Here is a 20,085-nt window from a genome sequence, read left to right on the forward strand (position 1 = left end):
AATATATTATCATTGTACCCGGCCTGACGCTAACCAAATTAAACAGCTTTCGTGCCCGCAAAACCAAGCTGCGGGTACGAAAGATAATTACCCCTTTTACCTGCGTATGTGTAAACTTTTAACGAGATACTTTCCCGCCGTTTTACTATCGTTTTTTTACATTATTACCCCCGCTTCCGCCCAAAATATTGTCCGGCTGGATGACCATGTTAAGCAGCATATATTTGAATACAAACAGGTTTATTATTTTGAAGATACCATCGGCCGCCTGCAGTTTACCGGCGATGGCCTGCCAGCTTTTGATAGCCGTTTTAAAGTAAATCCCGAGCCAACACCTGTTACCAGGAACGTAAATTCTACCTATTGGTACCGCATCAAAATTGGCGGTAACCCTGCTACCAAAAATAGTTGGCTGCTGGAGTTTTTTGATCAAACGATTGATAGTATTACCGTTTATTCGCCGATAGCCGCAAATAAATATACACCCATACTTTTGGGGAGCAGCCGCCCGTTTTCAGAACGGTTTTATCACCATAAAAACTTTAGCCTTAATTTAAATAACCCCGGAACGGGCGACGCGATTTATTACATCCGTATCCGGTCGCACCATTCGGTTAACGTAATTATGGTGTTGCGCACCGTGAGCTGGTTTATCAGTTATGCACTGGATGAATATTTCTTTTTCGGTGTTTTTTATGGGATGATCCTGGTTTTCGGCCTGTATAACCTCATGATGTTTATTGCCATGCGCAAGGTGCAATACTTATATTACATTGCCTACAACATTAGCATTGGCCTTTATGAAATGTGCGCCGATGGAATTGCCTACCAGTACATGTGGCCAAATAACCCGGGCTGGAATCAATATGCTTATGGCATAGCCCTGTTTGCCGCCAGTATATTTGCCGTGTTGTTTACGCAAAGCCTGCTCAATTTAAAAGTGAACGCGCCGCGTTTATATAAAGCTACCAGCTGGGTTATTGCACTGCGTTGCCTGTTTTTTGTGGCGTGTATCACCATAAACAATAGCTGGTTCAATTACAAGATCATCGAGTTTATACCGTTACTCCTGGCATTTTACGCTGGCTGTTATACCTGGGCAAAAGGGTACAAACCGGCCCGTTTTTTTGTTATCGGGTATTTGTTTTTACTCACGGGTTTTATCATCAAAAGCTGTATTGCCCTAAACATGTGGTGGCTGCCTGTTACCGAGTTTGATTATTACAGCCTTAGCGTTTGCTTTATTACCGAAATGCTATTCATCTCCTTTGCTATTGGCGACAAGGTACGCATCCTGAAAAAAGAAAAAGACGATGCCCAGGTGGCTATCATTAAGCAGATGAAGCAGAACGAGGAGCTAAAAGATGTGCTAAACAAACGCCTGGAAGAACAAGTACAGGAACGCACCAGGGAATTGGTTGAAAAATCATCCATGATAGCCGACCAGAACGAGGAGCTACTATCTGTAAACGAATTGCTGCAGCAGCAAGCCGAAGAAATTTCGCGCATGAACGTGCTGCTTGAGAAAGACAATGTTACGTTGCATAACGATATTGAAAAGGTGACTCACGACAGGGTGATGTCGGCAGAAGTTGATTTTGAGGAGTTTAGCAGGATTTACCCCGACAGGGAAACCTGTTTTAAATTCCTGAGTAATTTGAAGTGGGAAAATGGTTATGCCTGCCGCAAGTGTAATAGTACACATTACGGGGGCGGGCACCTGCCGTACAGCCGCCGTTGTTCCAAATGCGGTTACGAAGAATCGGTGATTGCTTATACCATTTTACAAAATACCCGCATTCCCATCAATAAAGCTTTTTACATGATTTTTTTGATGTACTCCACAAAAGGAAAAATTTCGTCACATAAATTATCAGAAATACTATCTATCCGTCAAAGTACCTGCTGGGCATACAGCACCCGTATTAAAAAGGCCATGGAGGCTCAGAAAAAAGAGATTAAAAACGCCGGCTCAAAGGGCTGGAGTAAGTTGGTGATTGATAACTCGGTAGATTAGTTTGGAAAGCTTAAAGCGGAAAGCAAAAGGCGGAAAGCTGAAAAGCGATTAGATCCGGTTCAGGGCAAACGCATCTAAATTGGGTTAACATAACTTAACAGATTTCAGATATGCAATTTATAAATACCTGGCAATAAGCAATTTATAATATTACATGGTTAACATTAAAGTGGCGTTTTGCGCAATTTAGCGTATTTATACTTTGTGCCTGTTGTTGGTCAAAACAATACCAAAGCGATCTGGATCTCTTAATCAGGATCAGACTATAAAACACCCGGTATCGCTTGATGCTTATATAGTCTTATACCTCATTGGCTTATTCCTTTCGCTATATTAAATAACAGGTCATCACAGCTAAATCTCCTATAAATACAAAGCCGGCTTAAGCCGGCTTTGTATTTATTAGTTCATCTGCACATCTGAAATTTGCATATCTGCACATCTGCTTACTGTACCTGGAACATGTTGTTAAAGTTTGTGCCATCCGGATAGTAGCCCGAAATTACCAGGTTACCATTGCGCAAATTGGTGATCACCTTATCAATATCGGCTACGCTGTTTATCGGCGATTTATTGATACTGGTGATGATTGAGCCCACTGGAATTTCGAAGCTATCAAACACCCTGCCTTCCCGAACCTGGGTTACCATAACACCAGAGTTTACATGGAATTTTGCCTTTTGAGCCGGGCTTAATGGCTGAAAGCTTGCTCCAAGCTTGTTAAACAACTCCTCGGCCGATTTTGATACCGCTGCAGTTTTGGTACCAGTAGGATTGGCGTCTGCTTTAAGCGTTACTGCAAAGGTTTTCTCTTTACCATCGCGCAGCACGGTCATGTTTACTTTGTCGCCGGGCTGTAAGCGGCCTACGTGCTCCTGTAAATCAGACGATTCATAAACAGGCACGCCCTCTACTTTTTCAATGATATCGCCCTTCTGGATACCGGCTGCTTGCGCGCCACCGCCCTCAACCAGGTCGTTAACATATAAGCCGGTTGTATTGTTGATGTTTAATTTTTGTGCTACATCAGGGTTAAGTTCGGTAAAGCTTACACCAACAAAGCCACGTTTTACAGTGCCATATTTTTTAATATCGTTCAGTACTTTTTTGGCCAGGTTAACCGGGATAGCAAAGCCGTAGCCTTCATATGAGCCGGTATGCGATGCTATCGCGGCGTTAATGCCTATCAGCTCGCCTTTTGTGTTTACAAGGGCTCCGCCGCTGTTACCTGGATTAATGGCAGCATCTGTTTGGATAAACGATTCAATCGCCTTGTTTAATTTTGGTGTGGTTTGCTGGTTACGGGTACGGCCAAACGGGTTGCTCTCGTCCTGATTGTCTTCGCTGCCAATAATGCCTATGTTGCGGCCTTTGGCGCTGATGATACCAGCTGTAACGGTTGAATTAAGGTTAAAAGGGTTACCTACTGCCAGCACCCATTCGCCTACGCGTGCATCGTCTGAGTTGCCTAATTTTACAATAGGCAGGTCGGTAGCGCTGATTTTGATCAGGGCAAGGTCGGTGCTTGGGTCGGTACCAATCACCTTAGCCTGGAAGGTACGGTGGTCGTTGGTAGCTACGGTAATTTTATCGGCTTTTTCAACCACATGGTTATTGGTTACAATGTACCCGTCATTAGAGATGATTACGCCCGACCCTGATGCCATTTGCGGCCCCTGCGGGCGTATGCGCTGGCCAAACATGTCGCCAAACATCTGCTCAAACTGGTCTTGCCCGCTACTACCCGATTGGCTGCTATAGGTAGTACGAATGTAAACCACCGCAGGCGTTACAGCAGCAGCAGCCTCGGTAAAATCAAGCGAGCCGGTTGAGGATACCACCGGTGCCGATGGGTTACTGGTAAAATAAACTTTTTGTTTGTCTTCGAAGCTTAGGTTGTCAGAATATTTGTTTTCGATAACCTTGTAAGTGCCTAAAGCCATGGCTCCTCCAACAAAAGCGGTTAATAATGTTAAACCAATCTTTTTCATCTTTATATTTGCCTTTCTTTATTTTGTTTATAATTAACAAATCAAATTTAATACCATATAGACTACATAAGCAACGATAAGTTATCAGGTTTTTTGTTAAAATTTGTTAAAATGATTTTACTTAAACTGTAACCATTGTTGTTAAAGAATTGTTTGGGTTAAGTAGTTGATACTAAATGACATTATTGTGAAGTTACGATTTTATAAATACCAGGGGGCCGGTAACGATTTTATACTGGTGGATAACCGCGAAAATATAGTAGATCATAACAATCCGAAGCTGATTGCCAGCCTTTGCGACCGCCGTTTTGGCATCGGCGGCGATGGTATGATGTTTTTGCAAAACAAGGAGGGCTTTGATTTTGAGATGGTTTATTATAATGCCGACGGCCAGCCCAGCAGCATGTGCGGCAACGGCGGCAGGTGTATTGTAGCCTTTGCAAAATTTTTGGGTGTGATTGACGCCGAAACTGAATTTTTGGCTGTTGACGGACCGCACCATGCCAAAATTTCAGCTGAAGGCAACTGGGTAAGCCTGCAAATGATAGACGTAAAGGAATTGAAAACCGACCTGGATGCCTACGTGCTCAACACCGGATCGCCACATTACGTTAAATTGGTTGACGACCTGGCCCACCGCGACGTTTTCCATGAAGGCAAAGCCATTCGCAACAACGCCACCTACCGCGAAAAAGGCATCAATGTAAATTTTGTTGAACCAACCGATGATGGATACTTTGTGCGCACTTTTGAGCGGGGTGTAGAGGATGAAACCTTTGCCTGCGGAACGGGAGTTACAGCTGTAGCGCTTGCCATGGCCAGCCACAACCAGCAAACCGGGCACATTGATACGCCTATAAAAGTATTGGGCGGCAACCTTAACATCCGTTTTAATTACGACGGCAAAGTTTTTACCGATATATTTTTAGAAGGCCCCGCTGTGCAGGTGTTTGATGGCGTAGTGGAGATATAATTATTTACTTTTTTTAAATATAAAAGGCCGCACATTTGTTGCGCGGCCTTAACAGTATTAACTGATATTATATAAAGAACGATACAAATCAATTCGGGTTTTTAACAGGTGCGCTTCCTGCACCAGGCGGGTTTAGCACCACCTCATCTGCCGGCACATCCCAATAATCAAGGAAATTATAGTTGATAGTTGCATGCGTGCTTAATACACCATTGGGCGATAGTATAACCGCATTAGTGCGGCCTCCGCCTTTTGATATATCATAAATTACGCCCCATCTCCTGGCATCGTAAAATGCTGTTCCTCTGAACAATAAGGCAATGCGTCTTTCTTTGCGCAGCTCTTCTTTCGCGGCAGCCAAAGTCAACCCGGTACCTGAGACCTTTGCAAGGCCGGCTCCCTGGTAAGTTCTTACCTTGTCTATACTTGCTAACCCAAGATCAATCTGACCGGTATTGATCAGCGCTTCTGCTTTCATCAACTCATTTTCTTCGTAGCTTGCACCTATATAAACTTCTTGCTTACCAGCTGTTTTATTGGCAAGCTGGATAGCGCCACTATCCGGGACAGCGTCAATTTTCGCATCATATAGCTTCCATCTTGTGCTAAAAGTAAACCCGCCAACCTGATTGTAGAATGGCGTAACTTGTAAAAAATTTTGAGCTAAACGTTTATCCTTCGGTTTAATATCCTGTATCAGCCTTTCGCTTATTGTAAAACTGCTTGCAGTTTCGTCACCAGCAGTATTAACAGCCACTGATCCTCCGCCTGGTGAAAATACGTAGTTATTCTCTGTTGAAAATCCCGCAAAAACATTATCGGTGGACTGAATGCCAGCAGCGGTTAATGTCAGGATAGTTTGCCAATTGGCGGCTGTCATGGCAGATGTACTGGTGTTAGCCAACAGGTTACGCGCCATTAGTGTATTTATGCTATGTACAAACATGGCCGGGGTAGGCACTTTGCCATTGCCTACCTGGAAAAATGAAGGGATCAACTTTCCCATTAAAGCGGTGTAGGTATCGGTAGCGGTTATTCCATTCAAAATAGAAGCTGCCTGCGCCAGGTTTTTGTTTGATTCTGCTAATAAGGCGGCGCTGTTAACATAAATGGCATTTGTTGCACTTACTTCATTGTTAATAAGACCTGCATAGTAAACCGAACCCAGCCTTGCGTAAGCATAGCCTTTCCACCAGTAAGCCCAGGCTTTGTAAGTGGCCAGCTTTGTTGCCGCATCGCCTGATAAACTTACCGAACCTGCCAAAGCAAGAATTTGATTACATGCATTATTTAACCCATACATGCTTTGCCATTCATAGTAGAACATATTCTGGCTTTGCTTATCACGGGTGTTATTAAGCCTTAAGTTTGCTATCTGGGGCTGGGTGTTTACTACTTTTGTTCCATCATCAAGTATCGCATAATCGGGCACATTAACAAGGTTAACGTTTTGATTTGCAGCCTGTGCCGATACATCATCAGCCAATAATTCATGATATCCATAGCATAGGGAGAAAAAGCTATCTCCTAACCATCCGTCACCATTTACAAAACCATTAATGTACACGCTTCCAGCCGCAAGCGAGGTTAAGCCCGATTCTGTTTTTGCCTGTTCAAGCGTAGGCGAATTAGGGTTTTTTACGTCTAATTCCTTTTTGCAGGACGACACAGCAAAACCAGCTAAGAGTACTGATGTTATAATATATTTATATTTTTTCATTTTATTTTATTTAAAGTCAATTAAAACCCAAGATTTAAACCTACCTGGTATGATTTGCTGTTAGGTGTAGAATCATGATCTACCCCTCTATCAAACGGAGAATTAGATGTGCCGGAGCTGATTTCCGGATCAAACCCGGCATACTTGGTAAAGGTTAGCAAGTTGCGGCCTGTAAATGTTAAAACTGCCCTTTTGAATACCTTTTTACTTATAAGGCGAGAGAAATCATATCCCAGATAGACGTTTCTCAATCGTAAAAAAGAGGCCCCTTCGTAAAAATAATCCTTAGTGCCGTTTCTTGCACCATTTACCCCCCCAATAATATCTGCATAAGCGCTTCTGTAGTAAGCAGTGTATGCGGCGGATGTGCCAGCTATATTAACAGCTTTGTCATAATCGCCGCTTATGCCATCCCGGTATTGCCATTCCCTGGTTTGGTTATAAAGGTGGCTGCCGTAAACCCAGTCAAACTGGAAACCAAATGAAAGTGATTTATAGGTAAAGTTGTTTATAAACGCCGCGTTGAACTTAGGGTTTGGATCGCCGAAGGAAGAAGCCTCGCTTGCAAATTGAATCCCCTTTGTAGCTATATTAACAACCCGACCATCAACAATTGTATATTTACTGTAATCGGCAGGGAGTATGTATGGCACGCCCGCGCTGTTTGTCTCGCTCAGGCTTGTTAGTGCTTTATTGCCAAAGATCTGACCAATCTTTTGACCGGCAGTCAAAGTTAAAAAGGTGCTACCCGCTGCTGTATTCAGGATGATTGGTGCGCCACTGGTGCTGGTTATCATTGTTGTTGCCTTACTAAAATTGGTTGTGAAATTCCAGTTAAAATCCCTGGTTTTCAGTATGCCAATATTTAATGAAGCCTGAATACCGTGAGAAGAAAGGCCTATTGCATTGGTTTTTATTTGATTGCCGCCCGTTGATGGAGCTGTATTGATATTGTAAATAACGTTATCTGACTTACGGTTCCAATAGGTACCACTAACATTGATTTCGCTAAACCAATTGCCCGATGCTCCTTTTATAGCTATATCGGTACCAATTTCATATTCTTTTGAAACCTCTACTTTTAAGTTCGGGTTAGCAAGTGAAGTTGGCAAGTTAAATGTAAGGGCCGAACCAAGGTTTCCGGGGTTGATAGTAGGATATCTGTCAAAAGGCATTGGTTGAGTACCAGCCTCGCCGTAACCGCCCCTTAACTTAAATTCAGGGATTACGTTGCCCAAAGCTGAGTTTTTCCAGAAATCAAACGACGACGGCCTGATATAACCGTTTGCATTCGGGAAAGTAAACGGCTTTGAACCGCCACCAAACGCCGATGAATAATCGCTTCTGAACCCGCCGGCTACGCCGCCATAATCGCCGAAGTCAATTTTCTGGTTTACATAAAAACCGTAGGTAATAAATGGAGTGGTGTAATCATAAGCCACTGCCTGTGTTGCTGTTTGGTTAAAATTATAAATAGCGTATTCCGGCAACTCCAATCCATAGGTATTGTATTGTTTATCAACATTTTTTCTATAATCGTAACCTACCAACGTGCTTGTTGTAATGGGCAAATTGATATGAAAATCTTTTTCAAAGTCGGTTTTAATAATTGCCGAAGCATTAAAGTTTTGGAACGTAGTGCTGCTGGTATTTTTGTCTAACTCGCCTTTAGGGTTAGCGGCATAGGCGCCATAGTACGAGCCAAGATCGATAGCGGTAAGCGTACCCGACTGATTTTTGTAAATAGTATTTTGTTCGGTATGTTGATAATTGATCCCGTATTTGGCGTTTAATGTTATGAACTTATTGATTTTGTAGTCGGCCTGTATATTTTGCAATATATCTTCCCGGTTTGACACCCGGTTTGCCCATTGGGTATAATAATTGGGGTTAGAGCCATTTACGCTGACTGTACCCGAGTTTAACGATAATGGATAACTGCCATCGGCATTTTTTTGATTAAAATCGTAATACGGCGACGCATTTAAAACATCAAATATCCCGCCGGCATTACCAATACCGTAATTTGGATTAAGTGTGTTTTTGGTATAAATAAGTTGCGTTATCGACCGGATTGTAAATCCTTTGAATAATTCAGCGCCAATATTCGCGGTTAAGTTTGTCCTGTCGTTATAACCGTTGTTCCTGATATTACTTTGCTGATGGTTATTAGATATGGTTAAATTATAATCAGAATTATCATTGGCACCCGAAATTGCTGCGCTATTATTAGTTGTATACGCTGTTTTAAATAATTGTGCCAGGTGGTCATAATATTTTAAGTTGGTACCGTATTGCTGATGCGCAATATTTAACGGGTTTGACATCGCCGTAGGATGGCCGTTTGACGGATCGGCACCGTATGCCCATTGAATGCCCAGGTATCTTCCATCCTGATTCCTTACTACCGGGTTGCCTGATGCATCAATAAATACACCACTGGCATCAACTTTAAAGCTGCTCAGTTTTGCCTGGTGTACATCCCCTATATTCAAATAGTCACCCGCACTTACGCTTGATGTGATATCTATCCGGGCCTTACCTAATTTACCTTTTTTAGTGAAAACCTGTATAACCCCATTTGCACCCTGTGCACCATATATAGTTGAAGCGGCAGCACCTTGTACAATCTCAATGTGGTCAACTGTAGCAGGATCAAGCTGACTAATATCAGTTGACCGCGATTCGATACCATCCACCAAAATCATGGGCGATGTACTACCCTGAACGGTGTTTATACCTCTTAGTACAATGTTGGTTTTTGCCCCGGGGGTACCGTCGACAGATGAAATTTGGGCACCGGCAACCTGACCTATCAGACCCTGGTCAATAGAAGCTTGCGGAGAAGATGAAAGGCTTTTGCCTGCAACAGCTTCAACGGAGATGCCTAATTTAGCCTTACTGGTAGCCACACCCGATCCTGTTACAACAACCTCGCTCAGTTGCTTAAAATCGTTAGCTAAAGCTACATTTACAACCCCGGTGCTACCAATTGGCATTTCGGTTTTCGCAAACCCAATAAAGGTAAAAACCAGTGTGGTACCCGACGGAGGCACGTTGATTGAAAATTTACCGGAAGCGGACGTTTGGGTTCCGATGTGTGTACCTTTTACGGTAACACTTACACCGGGAACAGGTAAGCCATCATCCTTGCTTGTAACAGTACCGGTAATGGTTCGGTTTTGGGCGTACGCATATTGGCAAAATAATGCCAATAGTATCCCCATCAAGTTTTTGAGAAAACTTTTTTTCATACTTTAATCAGTTAAATAGTTAATAGTTGTTAAATAACAAGATAGCTTGTAACATTTGCATTACAAATGAGGAGTTGATTTTTAGCAATGAAGTAAAATAGCGGCTAAATCAGGGGCCTATATTATGTGATTTATATTTTTTTGGCGACTTAATTTGAATAAATGCAATAAACAGACACCAACAAAGTGTATAATGCACACAAAAAGCATCTTTTATTAAACTTTTGTTATTCAAAAGTTAATTCATCAAACAAATTTTGACAAAAACAACTTCGTGTTTCTATTCATTTCGCCAATTATGGTAAAAAATACAATAAATTTTCGATAAAATTTGAATATTCTTAATTATTAAGGCATTTTATTCGTAATTTTTAATAAAACAATAAATAAAAACGAATTTCAGGCTCTTATTTATTTGATTTGTGTTTTTATTTGACACTTTGCGTATACACTAAGATCGCACACCATTCCCCGGCCTAAAACATTCGTTTCGCCGCAAATATCAAAGCAAAAATAAAGGCCGGTAGATGGTTAATCTATCGGCCTTTTTAATTCTGATCGAAAAAATTCTATTTACTCCAGTTCCTGCAGGTTTGCGGCGGCGGGTTCATCTAAGAACCACTCCGTTTCGCCAACTATCGAATCTATCAGCTGGGCCGGGTATTCTTCAATATCTTCGTCATCTTCCAATACATGGTGTACGGCAATTGCTTTGCCCTCGCCATAAACCAGGAACGCTATGTAACGCGCATCATTAATCAACGGAGCATTCAGCGTGATGCGCCAAACCTGCTGGTCTTCCAGCCATACTTCTTTTACACCAGGTGTAGTATCGTGCAATACCGGGGTATGCGGAAATAGCGATGCAGTATGCGAGTTATCGCCTAAGCCTAAAAGCACCAGGTCGAAGCTCAGCTCGTCTTCATCAAAAAATGTTGCTATCATGTCCCAATACCTTGCAGCGGCGTCGGCGGGTTCAAATGTGGTATCAACCGCAAATATGTTGGCCGGGCTTATCAGCAAAGGATCAAACAGGGCAGTTTTGGCCATCAGGTAGTTACTATCCTTATGGGTTTGGGGCACATTGCGCTCATCACCAAAAAAGAAATAAACTTTTGCCCAGTCAACCTGGTCGGCATAACTGGTTGAAGCAAGCAGCTCATATAATTTTTTAGGCGAGCTGCCTCCCGAAAGCGCTACGGTAAATTTACCCCTCGCGGAGATGGATGCATCGGCTATTTTAACAAAATAATCTGCCAGCGCCATCAGCACTTCATCAGCTGTATTAAAGATATTTAAATTCATATGCTAAGTCTTTAGCCGGAAGTCTAAAGTCCGAAGTCCGAAGTCGCAAGCCCGAGATAAAAGATCTACTTGACTTATGACTTTAGACTTCCGGCTAAAGACTTCAGACTTAATTAATTTTTCTTCCCATTTACCGGTAAAGTGAACCAATTAAAGCCATCGCGTGCAATTAATGCTTCGGCGGCTTCGGGCCCCCATGAGTCGGCAGAATAGTTAGGGAAGTTCAGGCTCTTTTTATGTTGCCAGGTGCTTAGTATCGGCATAACCAGTGCCCATGCCTCTTCTACCTGGTCGCCACGCATAAACAGGGTTTGATCGCCCATCATGGTATCCAGTATCAGGGTTTCATAAGCTTCGGGTGCCTGGTTGGTATAGGTGCCTTTATAATCAAACACCATATCAACCACATTCAACACCATGTCAATTCCCGGGCGCTTGGCCTGTACCTGCAACCGGATACTCATCTCGGGCTGAATGCTGATGATGAGTCTGTTTTGCTGCCAGCTTTCGGCTGCTTCGGTAGGGAATATTAAATGCGGAACATCTTTAAACTGGATAGTAATAACCGATGATGACTGGTGCATTCTTTTACCTGTACGCAAATAGAATGGAACCCCCTGCCAGCGCCAGTTGTCTATAAAGAATTTGATAGCTGCAAAAGTTTCTGTGTTTGATTCGGGGTTAACCTTAGGTTCCTCGCGGTAGCCGGCTACTTCTTTACCTTTCATCCATCCGCTGCCGTATTGGCCCCTAACGGCCGAATTACGTACATCCTCGGGCGTAAACTTACGCATGGCCTTTAATACATCAACCTTGCGGTCGCGTACCTCATCGGCGCTAAAGCTTACAGGGGGTTCCATGGCTATGTGGCAAAGCAATTGCAGCAGGTGGTTTTGAATCATGTCTCTCATGGCACCAGAACCATCGTAGTAATCGCCGCGCTCTTCAACACCCAGTTGCTCGGTAACCGAAATCTGTACGTGCTCAATATAATTACGGTTCCACAGCGGTTCCATAATGGAGTTGGCAAAGCGGAACGCCATGATATTCTGAACGGTTTCTTTACCCAGGTAGTGGTCAATACGATAGATCTGGCACTCGTCAAAAATGCTCTTCAATAACGCATTCAGCTCTTTGGCTGTTTCCAAATCGTGGCCAAATGGTTTCTCGATAATGATACGCACCCGTTTTTTATCTTCGGCCAATTTGGCTTTTGATATGTTGGATGCAATGATTGGGAAAAAGTTTGGCGCTACTGCCAGGTAAAACAATACGTTAGCTTTTGCTTTCCATTCGGCATTGTGTTTTTCAATGCGTTTGCCAAATTCTTTATAGGTTTCAAAGTCGGTTGCATCAGATACCTGGTAATAAATGTTTTTTACAAACTCGGCCCATTTTGCTTCGTCGGCTTTGCCGCTGCGCGAAAACTGGTTGATATCGTTATGCAGGTTTTCCCTGAACTGTTCGTCGGTTAATTTTGTACGACCGGTACCAATAATTGAAAATTGCTTCGGCATCCACCCATCTAAAAACAGGTTATAGAGTGCCGGGGCAATTTTGCGGGAATTTAAATCGCCCGTGCCACCAAAAATGATGAATATGGTAGGGTCTGATTTTACGCTTGCGCTCATTGTGATCAGCTTTTAATAGTTTATGTTTAGTCTTCGGCTTTAGTCCACTGTGTATGGAAGGTTCCTTCTTTGCCTATCAACTCGTAGGTATGCGCTCCAAAATAATCGCGCTGTGCCTGGGTAAGGTTCGATGGCATTTTTTCGCTGCGGAAAGCATCAAAATAGCTTAAAGCTGATGCATATCCCGGTGCGGCAACTCCAGCGGCAATAGTACCGGCAAGAATTTTACGGATGCCTGGCAGTGTTGCAGTAACCAGTTTTTGAATATCGCTATCCAATAACAGGTGTGGCAATTGTGCATCTTTACTGTAAGCGTTAAAAATATCATTTAAAAATTCTGAACGGATAATACAACCGCCTCTCCAAATCTTGGCAATCTCGCCAAGGTGAAGATCGTACTTATACTCTTCAGATGCTTTTGATAACAGGTGCATGCCCTGCGCGTAAGTAATGATAGATGTGAAGTAAAAAGCCTGCTCCAATGCAACCAGCAGCTCGCCTTTATCTCCTGCCAATTCAACTTCAGATCCGTAAAGGGTTGAGGCTTTTTCGCGCAGTTGTTTGTATTTAGATAAATCGCGCATAGATACCGAAGTATCGATGGTTGGGATAGGGGTAACCAAATCCATAGCCACTTGCGATGTCCATTTACCGGTCCCTTTGGCTTTTGCCTCATCTTTAATATCATCCAGTAACAGGTGATCTGTTCCCGGAACTTTATAGGCAAAAATATCCTTGGTAATATCTAACAGGAATGATTGTAAGCGGCCGGCATTCCATTCGGCAAATATTTTTTGGATCGAATCATTATCCAGCTTTAAGCCTTTTCTTAATATCTCATATGTTTCGGCAATTACCTGCATAATACCGTACTCGATACCATTATGCACCATTTTAACAAAGTGGCCGGATGCACCGGGACCAATGTAGGTTACGCATGGTGCGCCATCAACCTTAGCGGCAATGGCTTCAAATATCGGTTTCATTACCGCGTATGCATCTTTATCGCCACCCGGCATCATGCTTGGGCCACGGCGGGCGCCTTCTTCGCCGCCAGATACACCCATACCAAAAAAGTGCAGGCCAATAGCTTCCAGTTGCTCAACACGGCGGTTGGTATCGGTAAAGTGCGAGTTACCGCCATCAATTAAAATATCGCCTTTCTCCAATAGCGGAGTAAGTTCCTCAATTACGGCGTCTACAATTTTGCCGGCGGGTACCAGCATCATAATGGCACGTGGTGTGGTAAGGCTTTGAATAAATTCTTTTACATCGCCAAAGCCTTTTGCGGCCCTATCGCCGGCCTCATCATTTAATGATGATACCTTTGCGGCGTCCTTATCATGCCCGGCTACTGCAAAGCCATGATCGGCCATGTTAAGTAGTAAGCTGCGGCCCATAACGCCTAAGCCTATCATGCCAAAAGCATATTTATCTGTTGTTGCGCTCATGTTATTTGAGGTTTTCTTTTTTAAGGTCTTCTAATATTTTTTTGGTGGTCTCGAAACTGGTATGCTGAAACGAGCGGATGCCCAATTTTTGGGCTGTGGTAACAAACATCATCCTGTCGTCAAAGTATACACATTGCTGCGGCGATGCCTGGGCAATACCCATGGCCAGCTGCCATATGCCCGGATCGGGCTTGCGCATTTTTACCTCGCACGATGATACAAACGCATCGAATGCATCATGTAGTTTAAACTTACGCACGCGGTAATCATTTAACTCTTTACCCTCGTTATTAAGGGATATAATACGGAAACCGCAATCTTTTTTCCACTCTTTAAGCCAGGCCAGCATACCCGGCAGCTCATAGGAGGTAGAATAAATAAAATCCTTAAAATCTTCCCTTACGAAATCGCGGGGATGGTTAAATATTACCGTATCCAGGTACTCATCTAAAGTGATGCTGCCAATTTCATATACATTGAATATAAAATTGTGCAGGGCGTTTACTTCGGCATAATCAAGGTTAAACCTTTTAGCGGCTTCCTCGCGTGCCTCATGCCCCCATCCGTTCGACAATAAAATACCTCCTACGTCGAAAAAAAGGATCTTTACGTTTGCGGTTTCCATAAAGCCGTTTAGGCTACTTTACTTTTTTGATCTTCGATAGCTTTTAACAGTTTCTCGAATGGTTTATTGAATTTTTCGATGCCTTCGTCTTCCAATTGCTGGGTGATGGCGTCAAGATCGATACCTAAATCTTTCAATTTGGCCAAAGTGGCGGTTGCCTCATCTAAACCAGCTTCAAGCGTGTTGGCGGCAATACCATGATCGCGGAAAGCTTCAACAGTTTCTAAAGGAACAGTATCGACAGTATCAGGGCCAATTAAAGCCTCAACGTATTTGGTATCTTTAAAAGCAGGGTTTTTGCTGCCTGTGCTTGCCCAAAGTAAACGCTGTGGCTGTGCGCCTTGTGCGGCCAGTTTTTGCCATCTTTCGGTGCTGAACACCCTTTTGTAAATTTCGTATGCTTTTTTAGCCGATGCGATAGCAACTTCACCTTGCAGGTCTTTAGCGCCTTTTGCTTCCAACAGCGGATCAACAATAACATCAATGCGGCTTAAAAAGAAGCTGGCAACTGATGATATGTGCGCAATTTTATGGCCGGCAGCTAAATGCTCCTCTAAACCAGAAATATAAGCCTCGGTTACTTCTTCGTAACGCTCCAAGCCAAAAAGCAGGGTAACGTTAATGTTGATACCTTTTGCAATAGATTGCTGAATAGCCGCCAAACCCGGTTTAGTACCAGGGATTTTGATCATTACGTTTTCGCGGTCAACTTTATTCCAAAGTTCTTCGGCCTGTTTTGCTGTACCTTCGGTATCTAAAGCTAAAAACGGAGAAACTTCCAGGCTAACATATCCGTCAACTTTGTTCGATTCGTCATACACGCCTTTAAACAGGGCAGTAGCTTGCTGAATATCGCTTATGGCCAAACCAAAAAATATCTCTTCGTTATCTTCGGTGTTTGCCGAAAGCTCCCTGATATCATTATCATAATCAGAACTGCCGGTTATTGCTTTTTCAAAAATAGCCGGGTTTGAGGTAACGCCTCTTACGCCATCTTCGTCAATTAATTTTTGCAGTTTTCCGGATGCGATGATTTCGCGATCGATGAAATCAAGCCAGATACTCTGTCCGAAATCATGTATCTGTTTTACATTGTTGGTTGCCATATTGGTCGGTTTTTAATATTATATTTTTATTGGATTGAATTTTGAATTTGCGAATGCCTATGAACTTAATAGATATTTCCTGCAAATGTATTCGTTTGATCCGTTTTGTAAAGTTCTTTGTTAATATTCTATTTATTGTAAGCTAAATATCATCATTCGGTTACACCAGCGTAACAATGTTAATTATTGGATGCTACCAAAATTTCCAGGTTGTACCCCATAAATAATCCGCTCTCGATAACGCCGGTAATCCCTTTTATATCCTTTTCGAGGCTTAACGGTACTTCATCAAAGCGGCAATCCAAAACCATGTTATTGTTTTCGGATATAATTGGACCATCCTTACCTTTAGCCGGCCTGATCACTATGCTGTTGGCTCCCAGTTTTTCCAGTTCCGCTTCCACATGCAGCAAAGCCTGCGGAAATACCTCGATAGGGATAGGGAAGTTGGTACCAATCTTATCCACTATTTTGGAGTCATCTACAATAATATAGTTAACGGCACTGGATGCTATCAGCAGTTTCTCTTTAAACATCGCCCCGCCGCGGCCTTTAATCAGGCTGTTGTTCGGGTCAACCTCATCAGCGCCGTCAAACAGCCAGTCGGGTTTGTGCTCAAACAAAGTAGTAAGCGGGATACCCAATTTGGTACAAAACATCGAGATCTCCAGCGATGTAGGGATAGCTAAAACGTTTAACTTCTCGGCCTTGATCCTATCTGCAATAGCCAACAAAGCCATGTACACCGTAGAACCCGAACCAACGCCCAGTACATCGCCATCCTTTACCTTAGCGGCAATTTGTTGCGCTACCTTTTGCTTGCCCGCGGCATTAATGATCTCTGACGACCACGCAAGGTTTTTAATTAAACTACTATCCCAATTCATTTTTGAGTATCAAGTATTTAGTATCAAGTATCAAGACCGCTTCAGGTAGAAACGACAGTTAGTATCAAGCGGCAAAAAAAATCTTGATACTTGATACTAACTACTTGCTACTATAACAAAGCTTTCGCTCTCTTAATCACGTTATCAACTGTAAAGCCAAAATGCTTGTACAGGTCATCGGCCGGGGCCGATTCGCCAAAGGTGGTCATGCCCAGCATATCGCCTTCGTCGGTGGTATATTTGTGCCAGCCCATTGGCGATGCCATTTCAACAGCCAAACGTTTGCGGTACGCTTTAGGGAATACCAACTCTTTGTAAGCTGCATCCTGTTTTTCAAATAATTCCCATGATGGCATACTTACCACGCGGGTTGATATGCCTTCTGCTTCCAGTTTTACCTGCGCATCCATAATCAAGGCAACTTCCGATCCTGTTGCAATTAATATCAGGTCGGGATTTTTGCTGGCTTCGGATAGGATGTAAGCGCCTTTTTCCAGGTTTTCTGCCTTACCGTATTTATCCTGATCGAGGATAGGTAAGCCCTGGCGGGTAAATACCAATATAGTAGGGCCATCTTTTTTCTGGATAGCTACACGCCATGCATGCGCGCTTTCGTTGGCATCGGCCGGGCGGATGGTGGTTACGTTGGGAATAGAGCGCAGGGAGGCCAATTGTTCAACCGGCTGGTGGGTTGTGCCATCCTCGCCTAAGCCTATACTATCGTGGGTGTAAACAAATATCGGGCTCACTTTCATAATGGCAGCCAAACGGATTGGCGGGCGCATATATTCAGAGAACATCAAAAAGGTTGCGCCAAAAGGCAGTACACCTTTGGTTAAAGCCATACCATTTAATGCCGAACCCATGGCATGCTCGCGAATACCAAAGTGGAAGTTACGGCCGCTCCTGTTTTCGGATGTGAACGAATCAAAACCCTTCAGGTTGGTTTCTGTTGATGGGGCCAAATCTGCCGCGCCGCCTATTAAGTTAGGCAGGCTTGCCGCAATGGCGTTTAATACTTTACCAGATGCCTGGCGGGTAGCCATTTTAGGATCAGATCCTTTAAATACCGGCAGTTTATCAAGCCAGCCTTCGGGCAAATCACCCTTAAACGCGGTTTCATATTCGGCGGCTAATTCTGGATATTCTTTTTTATAATCGGCAAATAGCTTGTTCCATTTTTCTTCGGATGCACCACCGCGTGCTCCTTTATCATGGTAATATTTCAACACATCATCGGGCACGTTAAATGATTTATCCGGATCGAAGCCAAAAAACTCCTTAACCAGTTTAATTTCATCGGCACCAAGCGGTGCACCGTGCGAACCTGCAGTACCCGATTTATTAGGGCTGCCATAAGCGATTAATGAACGCACACGGATCAAGGATGGTTTTTGCGCTTCGGCTTTAGCATTAACTAAAGCAAGCTCTAATGCGTGGGTATCGTTAACGTCCGGCAAATCCTGTACATGCCAGCCGTATGAACGGAAACGTGCACTTACATCTTCGTTAAAAGTAATATCGGTAGCACCCTCTATCGAAATGTGGTTATCATCATATAAATAAATAATGTTGCCTAACTCCAGGTGGCCGGCCAATGAAGCGGCTTCAGAAGTTACGCCTTCCATCATATCGCCATCGCTTACTATAGCGTAAACGTGGTAGTTAAAAAGGTCGTAACCTGGTTTGTTGTAGCGTGCTGCCAGGTGTTTTTGCGCAATGGCAAAGCCAACACCGTTTGCAAAACCCTGGCCAAGCGGGCCGGTAGTAACATCAATACCAGGAGCCAGTCCGTACTCCGGGTGACCGGCAGTTTTGCTATTCAGCTGGCGAAAGTTTTTGATATCATCTAGACTTAAATCATACCCTGTTAAGTACAAAAAGCTGTACTGCAACATACATGCATGACCGCATGACAGGATAAACCTATCGCGGTTTGCCCAATCCGGGTTTTTAGGGTTGTAGTTTAAAAATTGCGACCATAAAACGTGGCCCATAGGTGCAAGTGCCATGGCTGTGCCCGGGTGGCCCGAGTTTGCTTTTTGCACTGCATCTGCCGATAAGATCCGTACGGTATCTATTGCTAATTTTTCTATGTCCTGTGTGTTTTCCATTATCTTTTTGGGTATTGTATGTTATGTTGTTGGGGTTGCTATAGCGCGTTTGGTTTTACTGTCGTCGTCATTTAACCATAACCGCGCCCCGCCTTTAATGCCATCGGCATTGGTTACAATTTTCATGTTTTTATCCAGTTTAAACGTTAACTCGTCCGAGTTGCCGCCACCTATATATAAAGTATCGTAATTGAATACGGTTTTTAAAATCTCAAAAACCTTTTGTATGCGCTTGTTCCATCTTTCTTTGCCAAATTTTTCAAGCGCTTTTTCGCCAATATATTGGTCATAAGTTTTGCCGGTTTTAATGGGCAGGTGTGCCAGTTCAAAATGGGGCAGCAGGTGACCATCCATTAGCAAAGCGGTCCCAAAACCTGTGCCCAGGGTAATTACCATTTCAAGGCCTTTGCCTTTAACCACGCCCAAACCCTGCATGTCGGCATCATTTACTACCTGCGTAGGTTTGCCTAATACATCGGTTAGCTTTTTGGCCAGGTCAAAATCTGCCCAGAGTTTAGTGCTTAAATTAGGCGCTGTTTTAACAACACCGTTTTTTACATAACCAGGAAAGCCCACCGAAATTCTATCATAACCAGGGAATTTTTTTACCAGTGTCTGGACAGCCTTAATCACGTTTTCGGGGCTGGCCGGCGCCGGCGTAGCTATCTTATCGTAATCCATTTTAAGTTCGCCCTTGATGTTTAAAATTGTGGCTTTAATATGTGAGCCCCCAATATCGATTGAAAGAATTTTTAACTGGGATGGAGTGTTTTTCATCGGTGTTGTTTGTTTTTAAGTTTTGATGATGCCATCATTGGCTGTAAAATTAATATCGCATTTAATGATGGCCCATCTTTATTGAATTTAGCTACCAAGCGTTAAGCCGGAAGTATTTAGCGGAATGCCCAACTCAAAGTTTGCTTGTTTCTTTACTTACAAATTTCGACTCAAGGCTAACCGTCAATTTAACAACTTAGCGCGTAAATATCACATTTTTAATAATAATTGATT

Annotated in this window: 13 protein-coding genes; 2 read left to right on the plus strand and 11 right to left on the minus strand. The window is 43.2% G+C overall.

Going from position 1 to position 20,085, the window contains the following annotated elements:
- Positions 1–106 precede the first annotated feature (106 nt).
- Positions 107–2,017, plus strand: a complete 1,911-nt coding sequence (locus tag ACFGVS_RS19310) for a 7TM diverse intracellular signaling domain-containing protein (protein WP_439695209.1) — start codon at positions 107–109, stop codon at positions 2,015–2,017.
- Between the two features lie 446 nt (positions 2,018–2,463).
- Here ACFGVS_RS19310 and ACFGVS_RS19315 read toward each other — a convergent pair whose 3' ends face one another.
- Complete coding sequence (locus ACFGVS_RS19315) at positions 2,464–4,008, minus strand: Do family serine endopeptidase (protein ID WP_090651505.1); 1,545 nt, start codon at positions 4,006–4,008, stop codon at positions 2,464–2,466.
- A 187-nt stretch (positions 4,009–4,195) separates the two neighbouring features.
- Here ACFGVS_RS19315 and dapF point away from each other — a divergent pair, with 187 nt between their 5' ends.
- Complete coding sequence (dapF, locus tag ACFGVS_RS19320) at positions 4,196–4,981, plus strand: diaminopimelate epimerase (RefSeq protein ID WP_274210716.1); 786 nt, start codon at positions 4,196–4,198, stop codon at positions 4,979–4,981.
- Between the two features lie 88 nt (positions 4,982–5,069).
- Here dapF and ACFGVS_RS19325 read toward each other — a convergent pair whose 3' ends face one another.
- From ACFGVS_RS19325 to ACFGVS_RS19370, 10 genes are all read right to left on the minus strand, one after another.
- Positions 5,070–6,701, minus strand: coding sequence for a RagB/SusD family nutrient uptake outer membrane protein (locus tag ACFGVS_RS19325; RefSeq protein WP_274210717.1), 1,632 nt, complete (start codon positions 6,699–6,701; stop codon positions 5,070–5,072).
- Between the two features lie 20 nt (positions 6,702–6,721).
- A complete protein-coding gene (locus ACFGVS_RS19330) occupies positions 6,722–9,955 on the minus strand; it encodes a SusC/RagA family TonB-linked outer membrane protein (protein ID WP_439695210.1) in 3,234 nt (1,077 codons plus the stop codon).
- Between the two features lie 573 nt (positions 9,956–10,528).
- Positions 10,529–11,260: a 6-phosphogluconolactonase gene (gene pgl, locus ACFGVS_RS19335; protein ID WP_090651502.1), complete on the minus strand. Its 732-nt coding sequence runs from the start codon at positions 11,258–11,260 to the stop codon at positions 10,529–10,531.
- Positions 11,261–11,373: 113 nt separating this feature from the next.
- Positions 11,374–12,891, minus strand: coding sequence for a glucose-6-phosphate dehydrogenase (gene zwf, locus ACFGVS_RS19340; protein WP_439695211.1), 1,518 nt, complete (start codon positions 12,889–12,891; stop codon positions 11,374–11,376).
- 26 nt (positions 12,892–12,917) lie between these two features.
- Entirely contained in the window at positions 12,918–14,342 is a 1,425-nt protein-coding gene (gndA, locus tag ACFGVS_RS19345; protein ID WP_439695212.1) for an NADP-dependent phosphogluconate dehydrogenase, read from the minus strand.
- Position 14,343: 1 nt separating this feature from the next.
- On the minus strand, positions 14,344–14,967 hold the full coding sequence (locus tag ACFGVS_RS19350; protein WP_274210721.1) for an HAD family hydrolase: 624 nt from the start codon (positions 14,965–14,967) through the stop codon (positions 14,344–14,346).
- 8 nt (positions 14,968–14,975) lie between these two features.
- Positions 14,976–16,073, minus strand: a complete 1,098-nt coding sequence (gene tal, locus ACFGVS_RS19355; protein ID WP_439695213.1) for a transaldolase — start codon at positions 16,071–16,073, stop codon at positions 14,976–14,978.
- A gap of 179 nt (positions 16,074–16,252) precedes the next feature.
- Positions 16,253–16,960 carry a ribose 5-phosphate isomerase A gene (gene rpiA, locus ACFGVS_RS19360; RefSeq protein ID WP_274210723.1) on the minus strand — a complete coding sequence of 236 codons (708 nt, stop codon included), beginning with the start codon at positions 16,958–16,960 and terminating at the stop codon, positions 16,253–16,255.
- A gap of 110 nt (positions 16,961–17,070) precedes the next feature.
- Entirely contained in the window at positions 17,071–19,074 is a 2,004-nt protein-coding gene (gene tkt, locus ACFGVS_RS19365; RefSeq protein WP_274210724.1) for a transketolase, read from the minus strand.
- A 21-nt stretch (positions 19,075–19,095) separates the two neighbouring features.
- Positions 19,096–19,851, minus strand: a complete 756-nt coding sequence (locus ACFGVS_RS19370) for an ROK family protein (RefSeq protein ID WP_439695214.1) — start codon at positions 19,849–19,851, stop codon at positions 19,096–19,098.
- Between the last annotated feature and the right edge of the window lie 234 nt (positions 19,852–20,085).

It is taken from the genome of Mucilaginibacter sediminis, assembly GCF_051903035.1.
GTDB lineage: Bacteria > Bacteroidota > Bacteroidia > Sphingobacteriales > Sphingobacteriaceae > Mucilaginibacter.

Excerpts from the sequence above, each read along its gene's own strand:
- ACFGVS_RS19325 (WP_274210717.1), bottom strand. The coding sequence starts at position 6,701 with ATGAAAAAATATAAATATATTATAACATCAGTACTCTTAGCTGGTTTT.
- zwf (WP_439695211.1), bottom strand. The coding sequence starts at position 12,891 with ATGAGCGCAAGCGTAAAATCAGACCCTACCATATTCATCATTTTTGGT.
- rpiA (WP_274210723.1), bottom strand. The coding sequence starts at position 16,960 with ATGAATTGGGATAGTAGTTTAATTAAAAACCTTGCGTGGTCGTCAGAG.
- pgl (WP_090651502.1), bottom strand. The coding sequence starts at position 11,260 with ATGAATTTAAATATCTTTAATACAGCTGATGAAGTGCTGATGGCGCTG.
- ACFGVS_RS19370 (WP_439695214.1), bottom strand. The coding sequence starts at position 19,851 with ATGAAAAACACTCCATCCCAGTTAAAAATTCTTTCAATCGATATTGGG.
- ACFGVS_RS19310 (WP_439695209.1), top strand. The coding sequence starts at position 107 with ATGTGTAAACTTTTAACGAGATACTTTCCCGCCGTTTTACTATCGTTT.
- ACFGVS_RS19315 (WP_090651505.1), bottom strand. The coding sequence starts at position 4,008 with ATGAAAAAGATTGGTTTAACATTATTAACCGCTTTTGTTGGAGGAGCC.
- tkt (WP_274210724.1), bottom strand. The coding sequence starts at position 19,074 with ATGGAAAACACACAGGACATAGAAAAATTAGCAATAGATACCGTACGG.
- tal (WP_439695213.1), bottom strand. The coding sequence starts at position 16,073 with ATGGCAACCAACAATGTAAAACAGATACATGATTTCGGACAGAGTATC.
- gndA (WP_439695212.1), bottom strand. The coding sequence starts at position 14,342 with ATGAGCGCAACAACAGATAAATATGCTTTTGGCATGATAGGCTTAGGC.
- ACFGVS_RS19350 (WP_274210721.1), bottom strand. The coding sequence starts at position 14,967 with ATGGAAACCGCAAACGTAAAGATCCTTTTTTTCGACGTAGGAGGTATT.
- ACFGVS_RS19330 (WP_439695210.1), bottom strand. The coding sequence starts at position 9,955 with ATGAAAAAAAGTTTTCTCAAAAACTTGATGGGGATACTATTGGCATTA.